Origin of the sequence: Oceanidesulfovibrio marinus (genome assembly GCF_013085545.1) — a bacterium.
GTDB classification, from domain to species: Bacteria; Desulfobacterota; Desulfovibrionia; order Desulfovibrionales; family Desulfovibrionaceae; genus Oceanidesulfovibrio; species Oceanidesulfovibrio marinus.
This window is the reverse complement of record NZ_CP039543.1, coordinates 2,995,396-3,019,492: the sequence shown is the minus strand read 5'-3', so window position 1 is coordinate 3,019,492 and position 24,097 is coordinate 2,995,396. Positions and strand designations below refer to the sequence as shown.

At 58.4% G+C, this 24,097-nt stretch carries 20 protein-coding genes and 1 pseudogene; 15 read left to right on the top strand and 6 right to left on the bottom strand.

All coding sequences use genetic code 11. The annotated features are described in order from the left end of the window. Window positions 1–71 precede the first annotated feature (71 nt). Window positions 72–1,817 carry a sulfoacetaldehyde acetyltransferase gene (xsc, locus tag E8L03_RS13285; protein ID WP_171267614.1) on the bottom strand — a complete coding sequence of 582 codons (1,746 nt, stop codon included), beginning with the start codon at window positions 1,815–1,817 and terminating at the stop codon, window positions 72–74. A gap of 364 nt (window positions 1,818–2,181) precedes the next feature. Between xsc and E8L03_RS13280 the strand changes: the two genes are divergently transcribed. From E8L03_RS13280 to E8L03_RS13215, 15 genes and pseudogenes are all read left to right on the top strand, one after another. Next, window positions 2,182–3,615 (top strand): sigma-54 interaction domain-containing protein, encoded by a 1,434-nt coding sequence (locus E8L03_RS13280; protein ID WP_171267613.1) that lies wholly within the window; start codon window positions 2,182–2,184, stop codon window positions 3,613–3,615. 470 nt (window positions 3,616–4,085) lie between these two features. Further along, window positions 4,086–4,172, top strand: a pseudogene (locus E8L03_RS21205) (LacI family DNA-binding transcriptional regulator); the annotation flags it as partial. 36 nt (window positions 4,173–4,208) lie between these two features. Continuing rightward, a complete protein-coding gene (locus E8L03_RS13275; RefSeq protein ID WP_235896526.1) occupies window positions 4,209–5,102 on the top strand; it encodes a LacI family DNA-binding transcriptional regulator in 894 nt (297 codons plus the stop codon). Between the two features lie 513 nt (window positions 5,103–5,615). After that, the gene (locus E8L03_RS13270) at window positions 5,616–6,635 is read left to right on the top strand and encodes a type II glyceraldehyde-3-phosphate dehydrogenase (protein ID WP_144234382.1); all 1,020 of its coding nucleotides are present in this window, start codon (window positions 5,616–5,618) and stop codon (window positions 6,633–6,635) included. 26 nt (window positions 6,636–6,661) lie between these two features. Beyond that, complete coding sequence (locus E8L03_RS13265; RefSeq protein WP_216367904.1) at window positions 6,662–7,894, top strand: phosphoglycerate kinase; 1,233 nt, start codon at window positions 6,662–6,664, stop codon at window positions 7,892–7,894. A 4-nt stretch (window positions 7,895–7,898) separates the two neighbouring features. Next, window positions 7,899–8,576: an aspartate/glutamate racemase family protein gene (locus tag E8L03_RS13260; protein WP_144234383.1), complete on the top strand. Its 678-nt coding sequence runs from the start codon at window positions 7,899–7,901 to the stop codon at window positions 8,574–8,576. A gap of 110 nt (window positions 8,577–8,686) precedes the next feature. Beyond that, on the top strand, window positions 8,687–9,937 hold the full coding sequence (gene larAH6, locus E8L03_RS13255) for a nickel-dependent malate racemase, LarAH6 family (RefSeq protein WP_171267612.1): 1,251 nt from the start codon (window positions 8,687–8,689) through the stop codon (window positions 9,935–9,937). A 50-nt stretch (window positions 9,938–9,987) separates the two neighbouring features. Beyond that, complete coding sequence (locus E8L03_RS13250; protein ID WP_208738200.1) at window positions 9,988–10,791, top strand: SDR family NAD(P)-dependent oxidoreductase; 804 nt, start codon at window positions 9,988–9,990, stop codon at window positions 10,789–10,791. A gap of 71 nt (window positions 10,792–10,862) precedes the next feature. Continuing rightward, complete coding sequence (locus E8L03_RS13245; RefSeq protein WP_167512351.1) at window positions 10,863–12,077, top strand: ABC transporter substrate-binding protein; 1,215 nt, start codon at window positions 10,863–10,865, stop codon at window positions 12,075–12,077. Window positions 12,078–12,135: 58 nt separating this feature from the next. Further along, entirely contained in the window at window positions 12,136–12,999 is an 864-nt protein-coding gene (locus E8L03_RS13240; RefSeq protein WP_144234386.1) for a branched-chain amino acid ABC transporter permease, read from the top strand. Between the two features lie 71 nt (window positions 13,000–13,070). Continuing rightward, a complete protein-coding gene (locus tag E8L03_RS13235; protein ID WP_167512352.1) occupies window positions 13,071–14,087 on the top strand; it encodes a branched-chain amino acid ABC transporter permease in 1,017 nt (338 codons plus the stop codon). Between the two features lie 50 nt (window positions 14,088–14,137). After that, on the top strand, window positions 14,138–14,884 hold the full coding sequence (locus tag E8L03_RS13230; protein WP_171267611.1) for an ABC transporter ATP-binding protein: 747 nt from the start codon (window positions 14,138–14,140) through the stop codon (window positions 14,882–14,884). Continuing rightward, a complete protein-coding gene (locus E8L03_RS13225) occupies window positions 14,884–15,603 on the top strand; it encodes an ABC transporter ATP-binding protein (protein WP_208738201.1) in 720 nt (239 codons plus the stop codon). Before E8L03_RS13230 ends, E8L03_RS13225 begins: the two co-directional genes overlap by 1 nt. A gap of 24 nt (window positions 15,604–15,627) precedes the next feature. Then, on the top strand, window positions 15,628–16,587 hold the full coding sequence (locus E8L03_RS13220; RefSeq protein ID WP_171267610.1) for a 3-hydroxyacyl-CoA dehydrogenase family protein: 960 nt from the start codon (window positions 15,628–15,630) through the stop codon (window positions 16,585–16,587). 309 nt (window positions 16,588–16,896) lie between these two features. Continuing rightward, window positions 16,897–18,207: a malic enzyme-like NAD(P)-binding protein gene (locus E8L03_RS13215; RefSeq protein ID WP_171267609.1), complete on the top strand. Its 1,311-nt coding sequence runs from the start codon at window positions 16,897–16,899 to the stop codon at window positions 18,205–18,207. Between the two features lie 360 nt (window positions 18,208–18,567). Here the strand turns inward: E8L03_RS13215 and E8L03_RS13210 are convergent, their stop codons facing one another. From E8L03_RS13210 to E8L03_RS13190, 5 genes are all read right to left on the bottom strand, one after another. Then, on the bottom strand, window positions 18,568–19,320 hold the full coding sequence (locus tag E8L03_RS13210) for an SDR family NAD(P)-dependent oxidoreductase (protein ID WP_144234392.1): 753 nt from the start codon (window positions 19,318–19,320) through the stop codon (window positions 18,568–18,570). A 66-nt stretch (window positions 19,321–19,386) separates the two neighbouring features. Next, on the bottom strand, window positions 19,387–21,267 hold the full coding sequence (locus tag E8L03_RS13205; RefSeq protein WP_171267608.1) for an aryl-sulfate sulfotransferase: 1,881 nt from the start codon (window positions 21,265–21,267) through the stop codon (window positions 19,387–19,389). 11 nt (window positions 21,268–21,278) lie between these two features. Then, window positions 21,279–21,590: a thioredoxin family protein gene (locus tag E8L03_RS13200; protein ID WP_144234394.1), complete on the bottom strand. Its 312-nt coding sequence runs from the start codon at window positions 21,588–21,590 to the stop codon at window positions 21,279–21,281. A gap of 15 nt (window positions 21,591–21,605) precedes the next feature. Further along, complete coding sequence (locus tag E8L03_RS13195; protein ID WP_216367903.1) at window positions 21,606–22,541, bottom strand: NAD(P)/FAD-dependent oxidoreductase; 936 nt, start codon at window positions 22,539–22,541, stop codon at window positions 21,606–21,608. Between the two features lie 14 nt (window positions 22,542–22,555). After that, window positions 22,556–24,094: an SLC13 family permease gene (locus tag E8L03_RS13190; RefSeq protein WP_171267607.1), complete on the bottom strand. Its 1,539-nt coding sequence runs from the start codon at window positions 24,092–24,094 to the stop codon at window positions 22,556–22,558. Between the last annotated feature and the right edge of the window lie 3 nt (window positions 24,095–24,097).

Sequence of the window (24,097 nt, the reverse complement as noted above, 5' to 3'; positions counted from 1 at the left end):
CGTTCGACTGCTCCGCCGGGCCGGGTCGTCAGTGGCCCGGACCCGGCAGGAGCAAGTCTGTGGTTCTGCTTCTAGGCGTCCGGAAAGTGCTTCTTGTCCAGATGCTCATACTTGGGCAGGAAACGCGTCGGCAGCGCCAGGGCGTCGCGCCGGAAGGGCGGAGCCAGGCGGGTGCCGTCGGTCATGACCTCGATGACGGCAGGGCGCCGGTTCTTCCTGGCCGCATCCAGGGCCTCGGCCAGATCTTTCTGGGTGTTGACCCTGTAGCCGTCGGCGCCCATGGCCTCGGCGATCTTCGCGTATGACTTGGACCAGATGTCCGCGCCCACGAAACGGTTGTTGTAGAAGTCGACCTGATTCTTCTTCTCCGCGCACCAGGCGCCGTTGTTGTAGACGGTGGCGATGACCGGGAGGTTGAACTGGACGGCGGTGGGCACCTCGAAAAGGCTCATTCCCCAGGCGCCGTCGCCAACGATGGCGAGCACGGTGTCGTCCGGGCAGGCCAGTTGCGCGCCCAGGCCGGCCTGGTAGGCGAACCCGGTGTTGCCAAAGGTCAGGGTGGCGATGTGGCGCTTGGTCTGCTTGAAGCGCAGGTAGCTGTTGGCTGTGGAGGACGTGTTGCCGATATCCGTGGTGGCGATGGCGTTCGACTCGGTCACGAACTTGCCGACCACCTCCAGGGCCTTGCGCGGATGCATGCGGCCTTCCTCCACGGGCTCGTCGGCTATGGCCGCGATTTCGTGGTACCAGGTGTCGAGCTCGGCCTTGACTCGGGCATACACGGCCTCGATGTTCTTCTTGGCCGGTACGGCCGCGCGCAGACTGGTGAAGAGCTCTTCCGAGGCGTCCTTGGCGTCGGCGCAGAGCCCCACCGTGACCGGGTGCGTCTTGGCGATGTGGCGCGGATTGATATCGATCTGCACGATCTTGGCGGTCTTGGGGAAGTAGTTGATGTCGTACTGCGGCAGGGTGCCGAAGTAGGACAGGCGGGTGCCCACGGCCAGGATGACGTCGGCCTGCTGCAGGATGCGCATGGCCGCCTTGGAGCCCATGTAACCGATGGGCCCTGTCCACAGCGGGTGGTCGCAGGGGAAGGCGTCGTTGTGCAGATACGTGGTGGCCACAGGCGCGCCGAGGTGCTCGGCCATGGCCTGGATGGTTTGGACGCAGCCCGAGTCCACCACGCCGCGTCCTGAGACGATGACCGGGTTCTTGGCGTTCTTGAGCACCTCCACGGCGGCGTCGAAGTGCTTGGGATTGCCGATGCCGCCCGGGGCCACGCGGTACTGCGAGGGCTCCAGGATCTCCTCGTCGATCACGCCGTAGAAGTAGTCACGCGGGATATCGACCAGTACCGGCCCGCGCTCGGCATAGGCGATACGGAAAGCCGTGCGCAGGATGTCGGCAGCGCGATTGGGGTGGGGCACACGCAGGGACGCCTTGGTAATGGGCTTGAAAAGGTTCCAGGTGTCGCACTCCTGGAAGCCGTCCCAGCCGACGGAGATCGAGCCCGCGCTGGGTGACAGCACAACCATGGGGGTGTGGGCCATGTTGGCCGTGGCAACCGCCGTGACGTAGTTCGTCACGCCGGGGCCGTTTTGTCCGATCACGACACCTGCCTTGCCGGTCATACGGCAGTAGGCGTCTTCCATGTGTCCGGCAGTCTGCTCATGGCGCACTGAAATGAAGTCGATTCCAGCAGCCGGGAACAAGTCGAGCAGGTCCATGAAGGCGGAACCGAGGATTCCGCTGACATGTCCTACTCCTTCCTGAACCAGAACTTCCGCCATTGCTTCGCTTGGAGTCATTTTGGGCATGAGTGTATTTCTCCTTTGAGGGTGATATCTGAGCTTTTTTTCACAAGAATGGATTTACATCAGCAATGGGCGGGCCAACTGGAAGCGTCTTAACAAGGTGAAAATGCGGGAAACAAGGCAGGGTGCGGGCTAGGTTATTTTTTTCACAAGTGTGTGGCGGCGTGTTAGTGTCTCTCCGGGTGAGAAAAGTGTCTGACAGGTGTCCGGCCTGCCTGACACCAGCCAGACAGTAATGTCTTGAGTTCCGGACACGGTTGTCTAGACAGCTCTCGCTTTGCTAGGCATGAATGGGGAAGGTTCGTGCAGGAGCAATGTCCTGACGAACAGAACATGTGAGGATGGGATGAAAAGATTTGGCAATAATATGCCGGACGATCTGTTCAGGAAGATTCTCGACGGACTTCCCCTCGGCATCTATCTCTGTGATACACAAGGCGAAATTCTCTACATGAACGATGTGTACGCCGAGATCATCGGGGCCGCGAAGGATGATCTGGTGAACAGGAACATCGTCAACGTCCTGCCCAAGACACGCGCGCTCAGCGTCATGCAGTCCGGGAACGAGGAGATTGGTGATCTGTGCGTTATCGGGGAAGGGGAGGGGAAAAAGACGACCATCGTCAACCGCCTGCCCCTGCGCGACGATGACGGCATGATCGTCGGCATGGTCTCCCTGTGCCTGTTTCGCAATCCCACCGAGCTCAAGGCCCTGACAGAGCGGGTCGAGCAGCTGGACAGCAGGGTCAGTTTCTACAGGCGCCGCATGCAGAGCGCGTTGTCGGTCCGGTACACGCTGGATAATATCCTGGGCGAGAGCAAACCGCTTCTCTTTGCCAAGAACAGGCTGCGCAACTACGCCCAGACGAGCTTTCCCGTCCTCATCCAGGGGCCGACCGGCACGGGCAAGGAGCTTTTCGCCAACGCCTTGCACGCCACGAGTCCCCGCGAGGACGGTCCCTTTGTGAGTATCAACTGCGCTGCGGTGCCCATCGAGCTCTTTGAGTCCGAGCTCTTTGGCTATGCGGGGGGTGCGTTCTCCGGGGCCAGCAAGGATGGCAAGGTGGGCCTCATAGAGCTGGCTGACAAGGGCACCCTGTTCCTTGACGAGATCGGCGACATGCCTCTGGCGGCCCAGGCCAAGCTGCTGCGCGTGCTGGAGGAAAAGACGGTGTACCGGGTCGGGTCATCCAAGGCGCGGCCTGTGGACTTCCGCCTTGTCGCGGCGACAAACCGGGACCTGCTTCAGATCGTCCAGCAGGGAACGTTCCGCGAAGACCTCTACTACCGTATCAGCGCGTTGCCCTTGCAGGTTCCTTCGCTTGCCGAGCGTGCTTCGGACATACCCATCATTGCCGATGCCTTGCTCGCGCGCATGGGCAAGGCGTCCGTGCAGATCTCCGAGGACGCCATGCACCTGCTGGTGGCCTACGAGTGGCCGGGCAACATCCGCGAGCTGCGTAACGCCCTGGTGCGGGCCACGAGCGTGTCCGAAGGGCAGACCATCCGGGTCCAGGACCTGCCCCCAACGTTGCAGACCTTTTGCAAGCCACAGCCCGATGGCGGCGCAGGCGACGCGGGAAGGCTCCAGGCCGATCGCGACCAGGCGCCTGGCGTTCAGCAAGCTTCCGGCAGGCCGGTATCGCTGTACGAGGCAGGTGTCGAGACGGAGGTGGCCTGCATCCTCAAGGCTCTGGAGATTAACTCCGGAAACATGGTCCGCACTGCGAAGTATTTGAATATCTCCCGCGCCACGCTCTACGAGAAGTGCAAGAAGTACGGGGTGCGGCGTTCCAAGTGAGCCGGGCAAACTGAATCCGCCCCCACATGTCCTGGTCCAGCCAGACCCGTACGAGGCCAGAGCTTGAGCGTGTCCTACCGAGCGCAGGAGAAGAGTTGTCCTGCACGAGAAATGGCGGCGGGTCAGAGGGCAATCCAAAAGACGATCTGCAAGGAAGCAGTCTGCGACCAAATAGTCCTGCGTGCATTACGCGCTGCTTCCAAGGTGGACTCGCGGTTCTCCTGCGTTGAGTGGGAGTTGCTTGCCTTTCAACGTAGATCCGGATATTCATTTACAAATTTAGCAAAGCCGTAGACGGAAGCATACGTGGGAACAGCTTGTTCGGCCCCTGCGCCTTGCCCGTCCTTTGCGGGTGTAGGAACAGCTGGCGTCCGCGGCCGGGAAGCAGCGTATGGGAATCAATCAGGGGCGGCCGACCCATTCGCGGTGCCGCATGAAACCGTGAGTGAACGAGGCAGCGAGATCCGTCAGTGCCAAAACTAACCATTCAGGATGTAGCCAGACTGGCGGGAGTTTCCACCGCCACTGTTTCACGCGCTATCCATCAGCCGCATTTACTGCGCCAGAAAACGCTTGAGCGTGTTCTGCAGGTCATGAGCGAGCATGATTACGTCTACAACGCCACCGCCGGGGATCTTTCCCGGCGCAAATCATCAGTGCTCGGCGTGTTCATACCCACCACGGAATCGGCCAAGCTGTCATCCACGGTCATTGCCGCGCAGGATGTGATCAACAGTCAGGGCTATCCTCTGATCATCAACAATACCCTTTTCGATGTACACAGGGAGCGCCTGCAGCTTCGATACTGCAGGGAGCGCTCCCTCTCGGGCCTGCTGTTCCTCGGGTACATGGCCCAGAATGAAGAGATCATCATGAATATTGCCAGGAACGACATGCCGTGCGTGTTCCTGTGGGACACAATGCCGGGTACCTCCCTGCATTATGTCGGCTTCGACAACTTCGAAGCCTCGTACAAGATGACCGAGCATCTCATACAGCTGGGGCACAAGCGCATCGCTTTTGTCGGCGCCATGTACTCCCTTGTCCAGCGCGTTCAGAAGCGGTTGGACGGTTACCTGGCCGCATTGCAGGAGCACGATATCCCCTGCCGCGAGGAGTACGTTCTGGAGTATCAGCCGACCTTGAACAAAGGCTGTGAAGCCATGCGGCGTTTTCTGGCCTTGCAGGAGCCACCTACGGCCGTGTTCTGCGCCAGTGACATGCTGGCCATAGGCGCGCTCACCGCGTGTCGCGAAGCAGGGGTGATGGTGCCGGAGCAGATATCCGTGGCCGGCTTTGACGATATTGAGTTTGCCGAGCACGTCTTTCCCGCTTTGACCACGATCAGGGTTCCCAGCGACATGATGGGCAGCATCGCCGGGAAAGCGTTGCTGGATCTGGTTCGTAATGGCGGCCACCAGCTGTACCAACACACCCTGGAAACGACCCTGGTCCGCCGGGCGTCATGCGCACCTCCATTAAAATAGCTGTTGTTGCAGGGCGTTGTCGGCAAAATACATTTTTTTTATTTTTCAGCTTGACAATGCCGTAATAGCGGACATAAAGAGAAAGAAAATTCACGAGGCATGCGGCAGCTTTTTTTCTGGCAAAATGTAACCGCATACATTTTTACTCAGGACAATGTGGCAAGAAGAATGAACGCGGAAATTGTTTTGGCCCCCAAAATGGGGGAGAAATTTTGTGGATTCGATTTGTGTAGCTATTTAAGTGTGTTGCTGATTGTTGTCAGTAGCAGGGGATAAAGGTTTTTTTTATGCGAAAATGTAACCGCTTTCATTTTGTCCGTGAACTGCTCTGTTTTCTTGCAGGTTTTGCGATGGACTTTGTGGCCGGCTTTTTTTGCGGCTTGCAATGTAAGCGGTTACATCAGGCGTTGCCGCCTCGCATGGCCGACGGCGTGAGGCCCGGCTCCGTTTCCGCACATACCTGGGATTAACGCGGGGCTTTTCTCGAACCCTTTGTCAATTCGGGAGGATTTCATGGTCAAAGTAGGTGTGGTTGGATACGGCGTGATCGGACAGAGGCTCGCTGACGGCGTCAGTCGGCAAGAGGATATGGAACTTGTCGGCGTGTGCGATGTCGGGCCAACCCTTTCCGTGCGCGCCCTGAAGGAAAGCGGCATGCCGTACCCCTTTTTCTCGGGCAGCATGGATAACAGCGCCTTCGAGGCTCTGGACATTCCCGTTACCGGGTCCTTTGAAGAGCTGGTGGAAGCCAGTGATATTATTCTGGATGCAGCGCCGGGCGGCATAGGCGCCAAGAACAAGGCGACCTATGAAAAGCACGGCAAGAAAGCCGTGTTCCAGGGCGGCGAAGCCGACAGCGTCGCAGATGTCTTTTTCCATGGCTACGCCAACTATGAGAAGGGGCTAGGCGCGAAATGGCTCAAGCTGACCTCCTGCAACACCACCGGCCTGATCCGCGCCGTTGACAGCATGGACCGCAGCGTCGGCGTTGAAAAGGTCGCCATCACCATCATCCGGCGCGTGGCCGACCCTGGCGATTACCACCGCGGCCTGACCAACGCCCTGATGGTGGACGAAGCGCCGTCGCATCAATGCCTGGATCTGATGCACATCATGCCCCACATCCATGCCACGGGCATCCTCGTCCATACCCCCGTGACCCATGGCCACATCATCACGCTGTGCGTGACCCCCAAGAAGTCCGTCTCCCTGGAAGCCGTTGAAGAGGAGTTCCGCAAGCACGACAGAATCAGGGTCGTGAGCAGGGCCGAAGGGTTCCTCGGCAACGCCTCCCTGTTCCGCTACGCGCGCGATCTCGGCAACTATCGCAGCGATATGTACGAGATCGCCCTGTGGAAGGACACGCTGGTCAAGTCCGGCGAAGACATCATGTTCGCCATCAACATCCCGCAGGAATCCATCACCATTCCGGAAACCATGGATGCGGTCCGGGCGGCCATGGAGATGCAGACCGACAGGCTCGAAGGCGTCGGCAAGACCAACGATTATCTTGGTTTGGGGAAATGGAAGTGAGCAAGGACATGCGCATCCACTCCTTTGTGGATTTCGACTACCGGGGCAAAACCGTAATCTTGCGGTTGGATATCAATTGCCCGGTGGATGCAGACACCGGAAAGCTGCGCAACACAAACCGCATCGACAAGAGTGTTGGAACTCTTGTGTGGCTGTTGCGCCAGGGCGCGAAGATCGCAATCATCGCCCACCAGGGAGATTCCCAGGACTACAAGGGCCTGATTCCCATGGCGCAGCATGCGCAGCGCCTTTCCGAGCTCGCGGGCTGCACGGTCGACTATATTGACGACGTTTGCGGACCGGCCGCGCAAGCCGCAGTGAAATCCCTGAATCCTGGGCAGGCAGTCCTGCTGGGCAACCTGCGCTATCTGGCGGAGGAAATCTCCGCATTCGAGTTCGCGCTCAAGGTCTCGCCCGGGGAGTACCTGAACTGCTATCTTGTCAGGTCTCTTGCTCCGCTGGCGGACGCCTATGTCAACGATGCGTTCTCGGCGGCGCACCGCAACTCCCCTTCCCAGGTCGCCTTTCAGGAGCTGCTGCCTGCAGCGGCGGGCGAGCTGTTGTTCTCGGAAGTGGATGCGCTTTCCCATGTGCTCGAAACACCTGCGCAACCAGCTGTCTATCTCTTGGGCGGCAACCGCATCTCCGATGCCTATGGAATGATGGGCGAAGTGCTGTCGCGCAGTGCGGCCCAGACCATTCTGACCTGCGGCGTCACCGGTCTGGTGATGATGCAGGCCAAAGGCGTGCGCCTGGGCGCCAATGCCGAGAAGTATATCCTCGATCGTGGCTACGACTCATTCCTTCCCCAGTCTCTGGAGTTGTTGGAAAAGTACGGGGACTACATCCATCTTCCGCTGGACGTGGCGTACGAGAAAGACGGCGCCAGGCATGAAATCGCAGTGGGAGACCTGCCCCTGGACGCCGATCTGCTCGACATCGGCGAGCAGACCATAGCCGCCTACGAGGAAAAAATCGTCAAAGCGGGAACCGTTTTCGTGAACGGCCCTCCCGGAGTGTATGAGAATCCGCTTTTTGAACGGGGCTCGCGCGCTCTGTTCACAGCCATCCAAAATGCCCCCGGATACACGGTCATTGGTGGCGGGGACAGCGTGAGCTGCGCCGCGTCCTTCATCGACATGTCGAAAATAGGACATGTCTGCACCGCCGGGGGCGCAATGGTGCAGTACCTTTCCGGCAAAACCATGCCGCTGCTGGCCGCAATGGAAAAGGCATACGCGAAAAACAGTAAAGGATAGGACCATGTCGAAACGTAAAGTCGGAGTTATCCACACCTTCTTGTATTCGGTTGAAGATCTGAAGGCGCTGTTCGCTGAAATGCTGCCCGAGGTCGAGATGGTCAACATCATCGACGACAGCCTGCTCAAGGAAGTGCTGGCCAACACGGGCACCACGCCCGGAGTTGTCAAGCGAATCTGCCAGTACGCCGTGCTCCTGGAGTCTCTAGGCTGCGAATGCATTCTGAACCAGTGCTCCTCGGTGGGCGAGGCCGCAGACGTGGCCGCGAAGCTCATCTCCATCCCCTACGTGAAGGTGGACAAGCCCATGGGCGCCATCGCCATCCAGGAGGCGCTCAAGGGCGGCGGCAAGGTGGGCGTGGTCGCCACTGCCATTTCCACGGTCGCCCCCTCCACGCGCCTTGTGGAAACCACGGCCAGGGAAATGGGCGCGGACGTCACCGTGAGCTCCTGTTTCGCAAAGGGTGCGTACGAAGCCTTGCTGGAAGAAGGCGACAAGCCCAAGCACGACAGAATCCTCATGGAAACCATCCAGAAGGCTGTTGATGAAAACGACGCCGTCGTACTGGCGCAGGGCAGCATGATGTCGCTTCTGGAGAAGACCAAAGACATGGGCAAGCCCGTGGTGTGCAGCTTCCGCACGGGCGTGAAGCAGATCAGAGACGTTCTCGGGCTCGACTAGCAGCCATGTGCAACGCCGCGGGTTCTTGTCTTCTCGGCAGGAACCCGCGGCCAGCGCGCGATCCTGCAATGGGGGAGCGCGACAAGGAAACGCTCATGGGAGGTGGGGACATGGACTTGGTGTTGGCGAAAGGCAAGGAGAAACTTTCCCTCGCGCTGGAAGATGGGCGCATCATGGCGGTGCTGATGCCTGCCGTGGCGCAAGGCGATTGCGACGAGGAAAAGGAGATGCGCCGCAGTCTGGAGCAGCCGATCGGCTCGCCGCGTCTGCGCGAGCTGGTCGCTCCCGGCAAGACCGTCGCCATTGTGACCAGCGATATCACCCGGCCGTGCCCCTCCCGGAAGATGCTGCCCCCGGTGTTGGATGAGCTGGCGGCAGGCGGAGTGCGCAAGGAAGATATCTGCATCGTGTTCGCCCTAGGGTCGCACCGCAAACACACCTGGGAAGAAATGGAATCCCTGGTGGGGCCGGATATCCTGCGCGAGTATCGTTGCATCGATTCAGATGCGGACGATTGCGTGGAAGTGGGCGTCACCTCACGTGGCACGCCGGTGGAGATCCACCGTCCTGTGGTGGAAGCGGACATCAGGGTCTGCCTGGGCAACATCGAGTACCACTACTTCGCTGGATACTCCGGAGGGGCCAAAGCGTTGTTCCCCGGCGTCTCCACGCCCCGCAGCATTCAGGCCAACCACCGGATGATGGTGGAGGACGGCGCGGTCACCGGGAAGATCGAAGGCAATCCCGTGCGTGCGGATATTGAGGAAGTGCATGGCTTTTTGCCCATCGATTTCATCTTCAACGTAGTGCTCGGCCCGGGCAAGCAAATCCTCAAGGCAGTGGCGGGACATTATGTAGAGGCCCACCGCGCCGGCTGCGCGTTCCTCGACTCTCTGTACAAGTTTCCTTTGGAGCGGCCTGCCGACATCGTGGTGGTCAGCGCCGGCGGCTACCCCAAAGACATCAACATGTACCAGGCGCAAAAAGCCCTGGACAACGCGCGCTTCGCCGTGCGCGAGGGCGGATGCATCATCCTGGTGGCGTCCTGCCCCGAGCATTACGGCTCGGCAACTTTCGAGCGCTGGATATGCAACGCCGTCTCTCCCGAAAAAATCATTGAAGATATCGCAAGGAAATTTGAGCTTGGCGGCCACAAGGCAGCAGCCATAGCCCTGGCCTTGCGCAAGGCGCGGGTGTTTGTCGTGAGCGATATGGACGAGGACGTTGCCAGGAGCTTGTTTTTCGAACCCATGGACAGCATCGAAGGAGCTTTGCAGGAAGCCGTGGCGCAATGTGGCGAAGATGCACGCATTCTTGTGATGCCCATGGGCGGCTCGACCTTGCCTGTGATCACTGCGTAGGGTGTGCGGCGCCGACGGAGCATATGAAAATACAATAATGGAGGTAAGCGATGGGGTCCACGGGCAACATGGCGCAGAACGACAAACCGCGCGGCTATGAGTTCGATCTTGACGGCAAGGTGGCCATGGTCACGGGCGCTGCAGGGGGCATTGGTCTCGCAGTCGCACAAACTCTGGCCCGCTACGGCGCGGATGTGGCCTTGTGCGACATCCAGGCCGAAGCGGTGGAACGCGCTGCCGAGGATATCGCCTCCACCTGGGGGGGGCGGGCCTTGTCCAGCAGGCTGGACGTTACCGACACGGCGTCCATCAACGCATGCGTCTCCGAGGTGAACGAGGCGTATGGCCGCATCGACATCCTCGTCAACAGCGCGGGGATCAACATTCCTCAGATCGCGGAAGAAGTGACCGAAGAGGCCTGGGACAAGGTGCTCGACATCAACCTCAAGGGCAGCTTCTTCTGCTGCCAGGCTGTGGGGCGGATCATGATTGCCCAGCAGGGCGGCAAGATCATCAACATCTCGTCGCAAGCAGGAAGCGTAGGGCTCATTCGTCGCAGCGCCTACTGTTCCAGCAAGGGGGCCATGGACCAGATGACCCGCGTGCTTGCGGTGGAGTGGGCCAAACACAACATCAACGTCAACTCCCTCGCCCCCACCTTTCTGCTGACGCCCTTGACGCAGGCGATGTTCGAAGAGCCTGAGTTCAAGGCCTACGTGGACGAGAACATCCTGTTTTCAAGAATGGCCACAACCGATGACCTTGTCGGAGCCGCGGTATTCCTGGCGTCCCGGGCCTCGGACATGGTCACAGGAACCGTGCTGTACGTCGATGGCGGATGGACAGCGCATTAACCCGAACAAGAAGGGGAATTGTTTGTCGGAGACTTTGGAACACTAACCCTCAACAAAAACGAGGTAGCTCCATGAAACGCATTTGGATCGTCGGTCTGATGTTGCTTGGCGTACTGTTAGTCGCACCCCAGGCAATGGCTGAAGAGCCGTTTAAAATCGGCGTGGTGAGCCCGGTCTCGGGTAACTACGGCGACCATGGCGCCCTGGAGCGTGCAGGCATGGAAATGGCGCTCAAGGATCTGGGAGGCAAGATTCTTGGCAGGACCGTGGAGCTGGAAGTGCTTGATTCCGAAAGCAACCCTGATGCCGCGGCAAGACGCGCCCGCAGCCTTATCGAAAAGGACCAGGTCAAGGTCCTCGTGGGCGGCGTGAGCTCCTCGGTCGGCATGGCCGTCGGCGCCGTGGCTGAAGAGCGCAAGGTGCTGTACGTCTGCACCAACGGCAACTCCGATGAGCTGACTTCAGCCAAAGCCAACCACTATCAATTCCGCGTGGGCGCCAGCATGGCCGCCTTGGGCCGGGCCGCTGCAACCTACGCCACGAACAATCTGGGCAAAAAGTGGTTCTACCTGACCCACGATTACTCCTGGGGCCACTCCGGAACCCGCTGGGCTCGCGACGTGATGGAAAAAACCGGTGCCACCGAAGTGGGCGAGGTCAAAGTGCCTCTGGGAACTCGTGATTTCAGCTCCCAGCTTTTGCAGATCCGCAACTCCGGCGCCGAAGTATTGATGATCACCTGTGCCGGCTTCGACAACGTGGCGCTGCTGAAGCAACTCGCCGAGTATAAGATCTATGACAAGATGAAGGTGGTGTATACGCTCATGGAATATGTGGACATGTATCCACTCGATCCGGATGAGCGTCAGGCGTATGCCGCCGTGGAAGTGTCCTGGAACGAGAATCCCAAGATGGAAGCCGCATCCAAGAAGTTCGAGAAGATGTTCCCTGACGCAGCCGCGCCTGTCATGGATAACGGGAATTACAACGGCTACATCGCAATCATGATGATTAACGAGGCAGCGAATAAAGCCGGCAGTCTTGATGATGTGGAAAAGCTGATTTGCGCAATGGAGGGTCTTGAGATTACCAACAACCTGCGTGCTCAACCCAGCTACGTTTCCCCCAAGACGCATCAGGTGCTCAGCACCGTGGACATCGTGAAGGCCAATCCTGAAGGCAAGGGTCTCAATATTTGGGATGTGCAGAAGGCCTACCACGCATCTGAATATGACATGACCGAGGAGGAAAATCCTGTCGACGTAAGTTGTGGCGCCCAGAAATAACTCGCAATGACGGCCCGGCCGCTGCAAGGGCGGCCGGGCCCCTCTGAGGGAGGCCTGCATGCTTATCTTGTCGCTTATTCTGAACGGCGTGGTCCTCGGACTGGTCTACACCGCCGTTGCCCTGGGATTCAGCTTGGTGCTGGGTGTCTCGGGAGTGATCAACTTCAGCCACGGTATCATCTTCACTTTCGGCGCCTACTTTTTCTGGGCCATGTACCAATCCATCGGCTATCTGCCGGCCATGGTCCTGGCGCCGATCTTTGTAGCCGGCATCGGCTATCTTGTTGAGCGGGTGATTATCCGCAGGGTCTACGGACAAGACCCCCTTTTCGGACTCCTCATCACACTGGGCTTCGCCATCGCCATGGAAGAGCTCATCCGCATGATCTTCGGTCCTGCCGCGCACAACGTCGATCCGCCGAGCTTTGCAAGCGGCCTCCTGATCATCGGCGACTTTGTCTACTCCTACTACCGGCTGTTCATCGCAGGCGTCGCCATCCTGATGATCGGCGGAACCTGGATTCTCACGGAAAAAAGCAACTTCGGCGCCGTGGTCAAAGCCGGCATGTTCAACAGCGAGATGGTCGGTGCGTTGGGTCACAACCTCTACAAGCTTCGGTTGTACGTGATGGTTCTGGGCTCGGCTGCGGCGGGTCTCGCCGGCATCCTGGCAGCGCCTATCTGGAGCGTGAAATCGGGCATGGGCAATGCCATCCTCATGCCGTCCTTCCTCATCGTGCTCATGGGCGGCCTGGGCAGCATCCCCGGTACGCTTATCGGCGGGCTGCTTGTGGGCTTGTCCATCTCCCTCGGCACACTTGTCGTGCCGCGCTACGTAGACATCATTCCTTACCTGCTGATGGGCGTCATCGTTTACTTCTGGCCTCGCGGGCTCATGGGGCAGCAGAACATCATCGAGTAAGGCGACAGCGGTGCTGATTCTGCAATCGTGAAGCGCACAGACACAAGCTCGCCAGGTGCATGGAGAATGTCATGGACAAAGTACGCAAGGATCCTCTCTTTTGGATTTTTCTCGTCTTTCTTTGTTATCCGTTTCTGCCGTATCTGGGGAACTTCGTTTCCCTGGGAACAGAACTGCTACTGTGGTTCATCTTTACCCTGAGCTTCAACCTCTGCCTGGGACAGACAGGCTTGCCCTCCTTCGGCCACGGCGCGTTCTACGGTCTTGGCTCCTATGCGGCGGCCATCAGTTTTCTGAGGTTCTACGGTGAGGACTCCTTCTTTCTGCCGCTGATCACCGCGATCGCCATCGGGGCGTTGTTCGGCGCCATGCTGGGCTGGATGATCCGCGAAAAACGGGGCGTGTATTTCGCCATGCTGACCGTTGTCTTCACCCAGGTGGTGTTCGGCATCTGCTGGCGGTGGGATGCCGTGACCGGCGGCGAAGCCGGGCTTTCCGGCATTGACCGCGTGAGCATTCTGGGCCTGAACATGAAGGACCCGCATACCTACTACTACTTCTGCTTCGTGGTGTTCCTGCTGTGCGCGATATTGATCCGGACCCTGGCGAAATCCTGCTTCGGCATGTCGCTGCAGGCGGTGCGCCAGAATTACATCCGCGCGCAGTACCTGGGATACAACACAGGGAAGTACAAGTTCGCCGTCTTCACCATTTCCAGCGCCTTTGCCGGGTTGGCCGGCGGCATGTACTGCATGCTGACCCAGTCGGCCTTTGCCGACATCCTCGACTGGAGCAAGTCAGGCGACGTGGTCATGGCCACGCTGCTTGGCGGCGGCACAGTCAGCTTCTACGGCCCGATCGTCGGTTCCATCATCTTCATTCTTTTTAAAGAGCTTCTCAGTGCGCTCTGGGACCACTGGGCGCTGATCTACGGGCTGCTGTTCGTCGTGGTGCTGAGTCTTTTCCCCACGGGGCTGATGGGCATCATTATAAACCGCTCCCGCGGCAAAAAGAGCAAGAAAGGTTTGCTGCCCACACCTGCCAAGCAAGGCGGCGGTGCAGAGGAGCAGGTGGAGCAGACAAATTAGCGCAATTTCCATGCGCCTTCCGCCATAAGACCTTAATAAGGAACATTACTATGGCTTTTCTTGAGATACGTAATCTTGTCAAGCGGTTCGGGGCGTTCGTAGCCACCAACGACGTGAGCTGCGACATCGACGAGACAGGCATCCTGTCAATCATCGGGCCCAACGGCGCAGGGAAGACCACGTTCTTTAACCTACTGACAGGGTTGCTGAAACCGGACTCGGGCTCCATCCACTACAGGGGCAAGGACATCACCGGCCTCAAGCCGTACCAAGTGGTGGGGCAGGGCATAGCCCGTTCATTCCAGGTGGTCAGCCTGTTTGAAGAAATGACGGTGCTGGAAAACGTGTGCATCGGCGTGCAGCACCGCCTGGGGCAGATGAGACACCCCTTCAGAAGCTTCAAGAAAAACAAGCAGGTCCAGGAGAAGGCCATGGAAATCCTGGAGCGTGTGAATATTGCGGATAAGGCCAACAACGGCGCCGCCTATATTCCCCATGGCGACCGCAAGATTCTGGATCTGGCGGTAGCCATCACCTCGGAGCCGCAGACCCTGCTACTCGACGAACCCATGGCCGGCTTGTCCAAGGCCGAGCGGTTGCGCATCACCGATCTGATCAAGGAGCTGAACAAAACCACGAAGATAATCATCGTTGAGCATGACATGGACCTCGTATTCGGCATTTCCGACGAGATCATCGTACTCCACCACGGGACCATCCTGGCTACGGGCACGCCCAAGGAAATTGCAAATAATAATGAAGTCCAGGCCGCTTATCTGGGGCACGAGGTGCAATGATGCTGCAAGCGAAAAATCTCAACGTGTACTATGGCGGCGCGCATGTCATCTTCGATATCGATATCGATATTGTCGAAGGGCAGTTCGTAGGGCTCTTTGGCCGCAACGGCTCCGGCAAATCCAGTCTGTTCCGGGCGTTCATGGGACTGACGCCGCCGCGTGTCACTGGTGAAATTGTCTTCAAGAAGCAGAATATCGTGGGCTTGCCACCGCATAAGATCGCGAATCTCGGATTGGGATGGGTTCCCGAAGACCGCAAGATCTTTCCCAACCTTACTGTGCGTCGCAATCTCAGGCTGGGCATCAAATCAGCCAGGCATACCCCGAATAAGGACAAGCTCTTCGGGCTCGATGAAGCATACAAGTACTTTCCCAAGCTGCATATCCTGCGCAAGAAACTGGGCGCCCAGATGAGCGGTGGCGAGCAGCAGATGCTCACCGTGGCCCGCACCATGATGGGCAACCCCGACCTGGTGCTGCTGGACGAGCCCACGGAAGGGCTGGCCCCGAACATCGCGAAGGACATGCTGGATATGATTCTCGAGATCCGGAAGGACTTCAAGCTGACCGCCGTCGTGGTCGAGCAGTTCTCGGCAAAGCTGCTGCCGTATCTGGACCATTGTTACGTCATGGAAATGGGCGAAGTGATCTTTTCCGGCTCGCCCGATGTCCTGGCCAAGGATGAGGCTCTGCAGCAACGCTTGATGGGCGTTGGCTAATCACGCGCGGTACGAGGAGATATAATGGATACGTCATGGAAGATTATGGTTGTCGGTGCTGGCACCATGGGCCACGGCATTGCGCAGTGCGTCGCCATGGCCGGCTTCAACGTGCGCATTGTGGATCAGTTTCCCGGAGTTCTGGACAAGGCCAAGGTGCTTGTCAAAGAGCATCTGGAAGGCATGGTCAGAGAAGGGCGCATCGACGCCGAGCTGGCCGAAGCCTCTTTTGGGCGCATGGAGTTTCATGATGACCTGGAGGCGTCAGCCGCCTGGGCGGACTTCGTGTTCGAAGCCGTGTTCGAGGATCTTCAGGTCAAACGCGAGCTGTTCCACCGTCTCGGCGCCCTGACCAGGCCGGATGTGGTTCTGACCAGCAACACATCCTCTTTTGACATCGCCAAGCTCTGTGATGTGACGCAGCACCCGGAGCGGGTCATCGGCATGCACTGGTTCCACCCCCCGCAGATCACGCCCTGCATCGAGGTCATCCCGGCCGGCGCGACCAGCGCGGAAACCGTGGAGACGGCCAAAGTCATTGCCGAGGCCGTACGCAAGTATCCGACCGCGTGTGCCAACTCCCCGGGGTTCGTGGCCAACCGCATCCAGTTCGCCATGGCGGCCGAAGCCCTGGCCATCGTGGAAGAGGGGCTGGCGACGCCTGAGGAAGTGGACCGCATCGTGACCTCATCCTTCGGCTTCAGGCTGAGCGCTTTTGGTCCCTTTGAAATTGCGGATCAGGCAGGCATCGATGTGTATCTCTCTATCTTCAAATACCTGCACGAAATGCTGGGGCGAGGACAGTTCGCCCCGCCGCCCTTGCTGGAAAAAATGGTCCAGGACGGCAAGTTGGGCCTGAAGAGCGGCGCTGGATTCTACGACTACGGTGACGACGCCGCAGATGCGTTGCGCCGGACGCGCGACAAGCGCCTTTTCGATCGGTTGGCGCTGTTCAGGGCGGAACGCATGGATGGCTCGGACTGATTTCGGCACGGAGTGAGATTCGCGGCATCGCGGTCGCCCTCCAGCCGGGCAGGGCTGGACGCGAAGCGTGCGCCGCTCACTTCCGGCTGCAACGGATTGCAACTTGATATGAAGGATACGTCGACCTCCTTGTTTTCTGGTTTCCCTGGTCGTTCCAACGGGCAACCAGCGCAGCGGCTCTCTGGCCGTTAGCACGCTTAACCAACGAATAAAGAAGAAAAACGCCGGGTTGCTCCGCTCTGTTCATGCGTGGCGGCGTGATACGGCGCGCTCTGTGCCAGCACATTTACAACGACAGGAGGAATCCAAATGGCCTTGTATACCCGAGAAGAAGCGCTGCAGTATCGCCGTAGCCCCCGTCCGGGAATTATCGAAGTGGTCCCCACCAAACCGTGCGGCAACCAGAAAGAGCTGTCCATGGCCTACTCGCCAGGGGTGGCCGAGGCGTGCAACGCCATTGTCGAAGATCCTTCCGCAGCGGCGCTCTATACCGGCAGGGCGAACCTGGTCGCCGTGGTCTCCGACGGCTCGGCCGTGCTGGGACTGGGCAATATCGGACCCCTGGCCGGCAAGCCGGTGATGGAAGGCAAGGGCGTGCTGTTCAAGAACTTTGCCGACATCGACGTCTTCGACCTCAACCTGGACGTGCGCAATGCGGATCAGCTTATCGACGTGGTCAAGGCCCTGGAGCCGACGTTCGGGGGCATCAACCTGGAGGACATAAAGGCGCCTGGATGTTTTTACATCGAGGAGGTCCTCAAGGACGAGATGAACATCCCGGTGTTCCACGACGACCAGCATGGCACGGCCGTCATATCCGGAGCAGGGTTGCTGAACGCCGCCGAGATTTCCGGCAAGAAAATGGAAAATATGAAGGTGGTGATTGTCGGCGCCGGCGCGGCAGGCATCGCCTGCGCCAAGTTCTACGTCTCTCTGGGAATCGCCAATGAGAATATTTATATGTTCGATTCCAAGGGGTTGATTTACCAGGGCAGGGGCGGGCTGAACCCGTACAAGGTCCTCTTTGCCCAGAACAAGGAAGCCAGCCTGGCGGAGTGCATGAAAGGCGCGGACGTATTCCTGGGATTATCGAGAAAGGATCTCGTGACGCAGGACATGGTGCGCAGCATGGCGCACAACCCCATCATCTTCGCCATGGCCAACCCGGACCCGGAGATCAGCTACGCCGACGCCAAGGGCGCCAACCCCGAGTGCATCATGGGCACCGGCCGCACGGATTTCCCCAACCAGGTCAACAACGTCTCCGGATTCCCGTACATCTTCCGCGGTGCGCTCGACGTACAGGCCACTGAAATCAATGAGGAGATGAAGGTGGCTGCCGCCAGGGCCCTGGCCGATCTGGCCAAGGAGCCGGTGCCGAGTGAAATTTGCGATGCCTACAGCGTGAAGGAAATGTCCTTTGGCCTGGATTACGTTATTCCAAAGCCCCTTGATCCCCGCGTGCTGGAGTGGGAGACGCCTGCGGTTGCCGAAGCGGCCATGCGTTCGGGGGTGGCCAAAGCGCCCATTGACGATCTCAAGGGCTACGCCGTGAGCCTGCGTGAGCGTATGGAGGCTTCCGGAAAACGGATCAAGAGCTTTGTCGAGAGCTATCGCTAGCCTCGCTGGTTGCACTCTCCTGCCGATTGCTCCGTAAACGGCCTGCCGGCCCGCGTGTCTGACTGCGGGCGCGGTCCGTCGCAACGGCGGCAGTACAATGTGGAACAGCAGCACCCATCAGAGCCCCTCCGTCCTGCCATGGAAACGGGTGCATATGCTGGATGCGGCCGGGAAGCCCCCCTTCCCGGCCGCACTACCATACTACCATACATGGCGTGCTCACTGGTCCTGCCGCGACAGGCCCCTGGAATCCGCCTCAACAAAGGTGAGCAGAAAATAAAACCACCGCCACCACGCGCCGGGCACCGCCAGGACTGTCTTTGAAGCGCCCGGGCGGTGTGGTTCGAGCGGTGTGGGGTGTCAGCTTGTAACAAAGAAGTTCTGGCCGGAGATGTTCTGCGTGAGGTCGGAGGAAAGATAGCAGACCATGTTTGCGATATCTTCGATCTTCTGCGCCCGGCCCAGCGAGAACCGCTGTTCGATGTCGGCTTTGAAGTTGATGATGTCCGTGCCGCCTTTGACCTGCAGGTTGTCCTTTGACCACAGGCGGGTGTCCACGCCGCCGGGGCAGACGCAGTTGATGTTCAGGTCGTACTCGGCGTGCTCCATGGCAACGGCTTTGGTAAAGGCGATGACCGCAGCTTTGGACGCGCTGTAGTGGGAGAAGGTCTGCATGGGTGAAGCGCCGACCATGGCCGCAATGTTCACGATTTTGCCGTGCTTCCGCTCGATCATTTGCGGAATGACAGCCCGCGTGACCAGGAACGTGCCATACGTGTTGACCTTGAACACGTAATCGAAGTCGTCATAGGTCATGTTCGCAAGGCTGATACGCGTGCTGACGCCTGCGTTGTTGACCAGGATATCGATCTGGCCGTACGCGTCGGTCACCGTATCCACGGCGTCCTGCACGCTTTGTTCGTTGGTGACGTCCATCCTGACGAACATGCTCTGCGGGCCGAGATGCTCCAGTGTGCGTTGGGCGCGTATTTCATCCACATCTGCGACGGCGACTTTGGCGCCTTCTGCAATAAAGCGCGATGCGATGCCTTCGCCAATCCCTCGTGCGGCTCCGGTAACCAGCGCCACCTTGCCTGACAGATTCAGATCCATTTGATGCCTCCAGAGACAAACGTGGCGCGGCGTCTACGCAATGCCGCGCCACGTTTTGCTGTTCAACTAGCAGTAGATGGTAACACCGGTCTGGTACATTGCGTCATCAACAATGACTTTGATGTCGTACTTGCCGGCAAGGCCGTTTTTGCTGATGTTGATCTTGAGCATGCGGTCGTCATCTTCCAGGAAGGCACCGGAGCACATGGCCAGATGATGCGTCGCGGCGGTGTTCAGGAAGTAGCCGCGGGTCTCTTCTTCACCCTGCAGCACCACCATGGCCAGGGAGCCGCGCTCGAACAGGCCGTGGAACACGAAGCGGTCTTCGTCTTCCTCGATGACGATCTGGCGCTCCACAGGCGTAAGCTCGTCCACCTCTTTCACGTCCGGGATGGTGTCAAAGGTGGGCGTTACATCCAGCTGACCCACGAGCTTTCCTTCGCCAAAGGCGATGTTCTCGCCGTCATGGTAGGGGGGCAGCTTCTCGGCGCGGTAGAAGTTGCCTTCCACCTCCATCTCGTACAGCACAACGCCGTCTTTTTCTTCCACCGTGATGGAACGGAGCTCCACGCCGGGGGCCTTCATGTCCAGGAAGGCGCCGAGGCTGTCCGAGGCATAGCCATTTTCGCGGCCGATGCCGCCGGAGTGGACCATGTAATGGCCCTCGTCGTAGTACTCCACGTTGCAAATGTACGGGGAGAAGAACTCCTGGCCGAGCTCCTTGCCGTACTGCCAGACCTGCTCGATCTCCATCTTCTCGGTGTCGATGCGGTAGCGCACGCCGCGGGAGAAGTTGTCCTGGTTCTTGATGTACTTCTCCTTGGACTTGGCGCGGTACTGGCCGTTGTCGAACATCATGATGTCGCCGTCCGGGCACACCACGCAGGCGTGCTGCTCGTACTGCCAGTCGAAGTTCTCCACATCGCCCACAGGGGTGAAAAAGTACTTGTCCACCATTTCCTGGGGCCAGCCTTCCGGATCGCCGAGGATCCAGTTCAGCTTGCTGGTATCGTAGTCGAAGTTGACCACGGCGTCCTGGTGGCGGCCGGAAATGGTGATGGTGTTGTTGCGCTTGTCGTACCACAGGGCATTGTTGTGGAACCAGTCGTGGGCGTCCTGGGAGCCGGAACCGGCCACGTCCTGGGGCAGGAAATCCTTGTAGTCCCAGGTGCGGAGCACTTCGCCAGTCTCACGATCCAGCAGGGCGATCATGTCTTCCACGGTGTCGGTGGTGAAGTCCTGGGTCAGCGCCAGGATGTTGCCGTCCTCCATCTCGAAGTGGTCGTGGTGGTAGTTGCCGGGCATGCGAAACTCTTTGTAAATCTTGCCCAGCAGGCTGAGCTCCACAAGGCCGGTGGCGTTGTACGGCATGCGGCAGAAGCGATGCGAGCCGGTCATTATGTTGCCGTTGGCCAACCGCTTGATATCAAACATGGTGTTGATGGTGAGCAGCCAGCGGATGTTGCCGCGGTAGTCATAGGCCGTTGGCAGGTTCTTGCCCGCCGGGGTGAGGAACATGAAGTCGTTGCCGAAGTAGTCCATGGATGTCTGGATGTTAAGGCAGCGGCAGACATCTTCCGGCAGCGGCTCGCTCGTTATCGTGAAGATCCTGCTCTGTCCGTTGGAAAGTGCCACCGTCACCCTGGTGTCGTGGTTCTCGTACAGGCCTAGTACAGGGATGATGTGGGTCGTGGCCTTTGTGAAGGTGTGGGTGATGTCTTCCCGGGCGTAACGCTTGCCGTGCACCGTCAGGGTAACTTCGGTCTCCGCTTCGGTATTGAACAGGATCAGGGCGCTCAACGGGTTGATCAGGTACGGGTTCACGATGACGTGCGCATCGTCCAGCCCAGGTCTGGCTTCCTCAAACGCTTTGAGAAATGTCGCTTCCGCCCGGTTCTGCTGTGTAATCAGGTGCTCTTCGCAGGTGTATGTGACTTTATTGCTCATGATCTCTCCCGTTAAGCGTTCAGTTTCTCAATTTCCTTGATGATTGCGGGCTTTTGTTTCAGGCCTTCCAGGCGACTCACTTCCTCGCCGTCTTTCATGAAAAGCATGGTGGGGAAGCCTTTGACGCCACACCGCTCCTTGAGCTCCTGGTTCTCATCGAAATCGACTGTATATATGGGAAAGTCCGACATATTCTTGTCGATGTCCTTGAGCACAAAAGCGAGCATCTTACAGGGGCCGCATGTCTTGGAGTAAAACTCGACAAGCATGACGCCGGACTTGTCCAGCGCGTCGTATTCCTGGGTGTTGACTTCTTTGATCATAGTGAACCTCCAATATTAACCGCGCAAAGACTCAACGTATTTTGCTGCGGAGTTGGCTGCGATGGCTCCGTCGGAGCAGGCGGTGATAACCTGGCGCAGTTTCTTTGCTGTGATGTCGCCAGCGCCGAATACACCGGGAACGGATGTCTTCATCTCATCGTCGACGATGATGCATCCGAACTTGTCCAGAATGCCAAGACTGGCGAAGAACTTCGACGTCGGTTGCAGGCCGATGTATTCAAAAACACCATCACACGTGACGTACCGCTCGGTGGCGTCTTCCTTGGTGGACTTGAACCGGACACCCGTGAGCTTGTCTTCGCCTGTGAACTCCAGGACATCTTGGTATGGATAGATCGTGACGTTCTCCATTGCGCAAAGGCGGTCGCAGGCCTTGGGATCGGCTGTCAGGTCGAACAGGGTGACGATGGTGAGCGCGTTGGTTATCCCGGCGAGATAAATGGACTCTTCCACGGCGGAGTTACCACCGCCGATGACGACGACGTCCTTGCCCCTGTACTGTGCGCCGTCGCAGATGGCGCACCAGCTGATGCCGCCGCCGGCGAACTTCTCTTCGCCCGGAATGCCGAGCCGGCGGGGCACGGTGCCGGTAGCCAGGATTACGGCCGTGGCGTGGTAGACGGCGTCGTCCTCTTCGCAGGTAATGACTTTAGTCTCGCCTTTATCTTCAATGGAAAGGACCGTCTTGTAATCGAACTCGACCCCAAGTGATTGGGTGTGGTCGAACATCTTTATGCTGAGCTCTGCACCGTTGATTGCGCCATACCCGGTGTAGTTTTCGATCTCGTTGGTGTTGATCATCTGGCCGCCGGGAGCGAGCTTGTCCAGAAGCAAGACCTTCATGTTGGCTCGGGCTGCATAGATGGATGCAGTCAATCCTGCGGGGCCTGAGCCAATAATAATGACGTCATAATGGGATATAGGACTCATAAGTACCTCCAGAATCAGAACAGGAATCGAGCTAATGGGATTCCTGCTACAATGAGAACACATACGACAATGGCGGAAGCCAAAGCGGCATGGAATGCGACATCCTTTTTGGCCACCCATTGCGTGTTGTCATAGAGAATAGCGGCAAATGGCGATGCGGCTGGTGTGGCTGCAGCGACCAGTACAATGTAGAAAAAGCAGACGATGACCGGTGAGGCGTCCAGCTGGAAGGCCTGGCAGATGGCCAACAGAACCGGAGTGAGCACAAGGCCAGCCACAACGGAGTTGAAGAAGTTGGTAACCAGAATGCCAATGACGATCACCGCAACGGTGAGCATTACGCCATTCAGGCCGGACAGATAGTCGCGGAGCAGGTATTCCATGAATAGCGTGACGTTGGTTCCCTGGCCCGTCATGGAGCCGCCCAGAAGGAACGCCGTGGCGATGAGGAAGAGTGTCCGCCATGGATACGCCGAGTTTGTCTCCACAATGTCCGCGATCGGCTTCTTGCCAATGTGAACGAACGACAGGATAAAGGTGACGAGCAGGGTGCCGCCCAGCGCATTCTTTGCCAGGAAGTCACCTATGATATTGTCGCGGCCTATTATGCCGGGGAGCAGCAGCCAGGCTGCATAGAACACGAACAAAAGAATGATGATCTTTTGTTGAATCGACATGGGCGGCAGTTCGTCTTTTTCAATCTCCGCCATATTGATGTTCTTGATGGGAGAAACATCGATCCTGAATATGAAGCGCATGGCAAAGAGCATGGCCGCAATACATACCAATGAGACGCACACGCCAAAGAAGAGGTACTTGGCGTAGTTGATCGGTACAATGGCGATGTCCGACGACGAGGCGGCCAGGTTGTCCATGTTGGACAACAAGTAAAATGCACCGCCTTTTACAGGGTCAGTGGCAAAGCACAGCAGCGCCATGACCATTGTATAGACGATCATCACGCTGACGTACTTGTCCCCCTTCTTGAAGCCCGCATGGTCGAAGATGATGTACAGCGCGGGCCACATCAGGAAGCAGGCCGATGTCTGCTCAAAGAAGGCGACGCAATACGTTGCAAGCAGTATGGTTCCGGTAAACGCCCAGGGCTTGCCTTGCACTATCTTGCGCGTCATGAACCAGTGCGCCAGGTACGCGGACAGGTTGCTCTTGATCAGAACAGCGGCGAAGATGAACAGGAAAAAGATCATGACAACCATGGGGTTGCCCATGAACTTTCCCAAGACCTGGGGCATGGACATATAGCCGCTCATCCCCAGCAGCAAGACGCCCAAGAAGCTGGGCCACAGGGTGTCTACCGCGGTCCAGAGGTAAACGACCCCGACGAACAGCGAGATCATGGCCATGCCCATGGGCGTGATGGACAGCAGGACGCCGCCATCGACCTGGGGCAAGCCAAGGTTGAGCAGTTTTTCCGATGCCGGCACCACTATCGACGGCGGTGGCGCGAAGCGCCCGAACAGCATGATACTGATGCCAACAAGGGTGTTGAGCAGCCCTATGCTATTAAATTCCCACCTGCCAAATACTTTCATAAC

Bases quoted from the DNA above. Each gene is read 5' to 3' on its own strand.
- xsc (WP_171267614.1), bottom strand. From the start codon at position 1,817: ATGCCCAAAATGACTCCAAGCGAAGCAATGGCGGAAGTTCTGGTTCAG.
- E8L03_RS13280 (WP_171267613.1), top strand. From the start codon at position 2,182: ATGCCGGACGATCTGTTCAGGAAGATTCTCGACGGACTTCCCCTCGGC.
- E8L03_RS13275 (WP_235896526.1), top strand. From the start codon at position 4,209: ATGAGCGAGCATGATTACGTCTACAACGCCACCGCCGGGGATCTTTCC.
- E8L03_RS13270 (WP_144234382.1), top strand. From the start codon at position 5,616: ATGGTCAAAGTAGGTGTGGTTGGATACGGCGTGATCGGACAGAGGCTC.
- E8L03_RS13260 (WP_144234383.1), top strand. From the start codon at position 7,899: ATGTCGAAACGTAAAGTCGGAGTTATCCACACCTTCTTGTATTCGGTT.
- larAH6 (WP_171267612.1), top strand. From the start codon at position 8,687: ATGGACTTGGTGTTGGCGAAAGGCAAGGAGAAACTTTCCCTCGCGCTG.
- E8L03_RS13250 (WP_208738200.1), top strand. From the start codon at position 9,988: ATGGGGTCCACGGGCAACATGGCGCAGAACGACAAACCGCGCGGCTAT.
- E8L03_RS13245 (WP_167512351.1), top strand. From the start codon at position 10,863: ATGAAACGCATTTGGATCGTCGGTCTGATGTTGCTTGGCGTACTGTTA.
- E8L03_RS13240 (WP_144234386.1), top strand. From the start codon at position 12,136: ATGCTTATCTTGTCGCTTATTCTGAACGGCGTGGTCCTCGGACTGGTC.
- E8L03_RS13235 (WP_167512352.1), top strand. From the start codon at position 13,071: ATGGACAAAGTACGCAAGGATCCTCTCTTTTGGATTTTTCTCGTCTTT.
- E8L03_RS13230 (WP_171267611.1), top strand. From the start codon at position 14,138: ATGGCTTTTCTTGAGATACGTAATCTTGTCAAGCGGTTCGGGGCGTTC.
- E8L03_RS13225 (WP_208738201.1), top strand. From the start codon at position 14,884: ATGCTGCAAGCGAAAAATCTCAACGTGTACTATGGCGGCGCGCATGTC.
- E8L03_RS13220 (WP_171267610.1), top strand. From the start codon at position 15,628: ATGGATACGTCATGGAAGATTATGGTTGTCGGTGCTGGCACCATGGGC.
- E8L03_RS13215 (WP_171267609.1), top strand. From the start codon at position 16,897: ATGGCCTTGTATACCCGAGAAGAAGCGCTGCAGTATCGCCGTAGCCCC.
- E8L03_RS13210 (WP_144234392.1), bottom strand. From the start codon at position 19,320: ATGGATCTGAATCTGTCAGGCAAGGTGGCGCTGGTTACCGGAGCCGCA.
- E8L03_RS13205 (WP_171267608.1), bottom strand. From the start codon at position 21,267: ATGAGCAATAAAGTCACATACACCTGCGAAGAGCACCTGATTACACAG.
- E8L03_RS13200 (WP_144234394.1), bottom strand. From the start codon at position 21,590: ATGATCAAAGAAGTCAACACCCAGGAATACGACGCGCTGGACAAGTCC.
- E8L03_RS13195 (WP_216367903.1), bottom strand. From the start codon at position 22,541: ATGAGTCCTATATCCCATTATGACGTCATTATTATTGGCTCAGGCCCC.
- E8L03_RS13190 (WP_171267607.1), bottom strand. From the start codon at position 24,094: ATGAAAGTATTTGGCAGGTGGGAATTTAATAGCATAGGGCTGCTCAAC.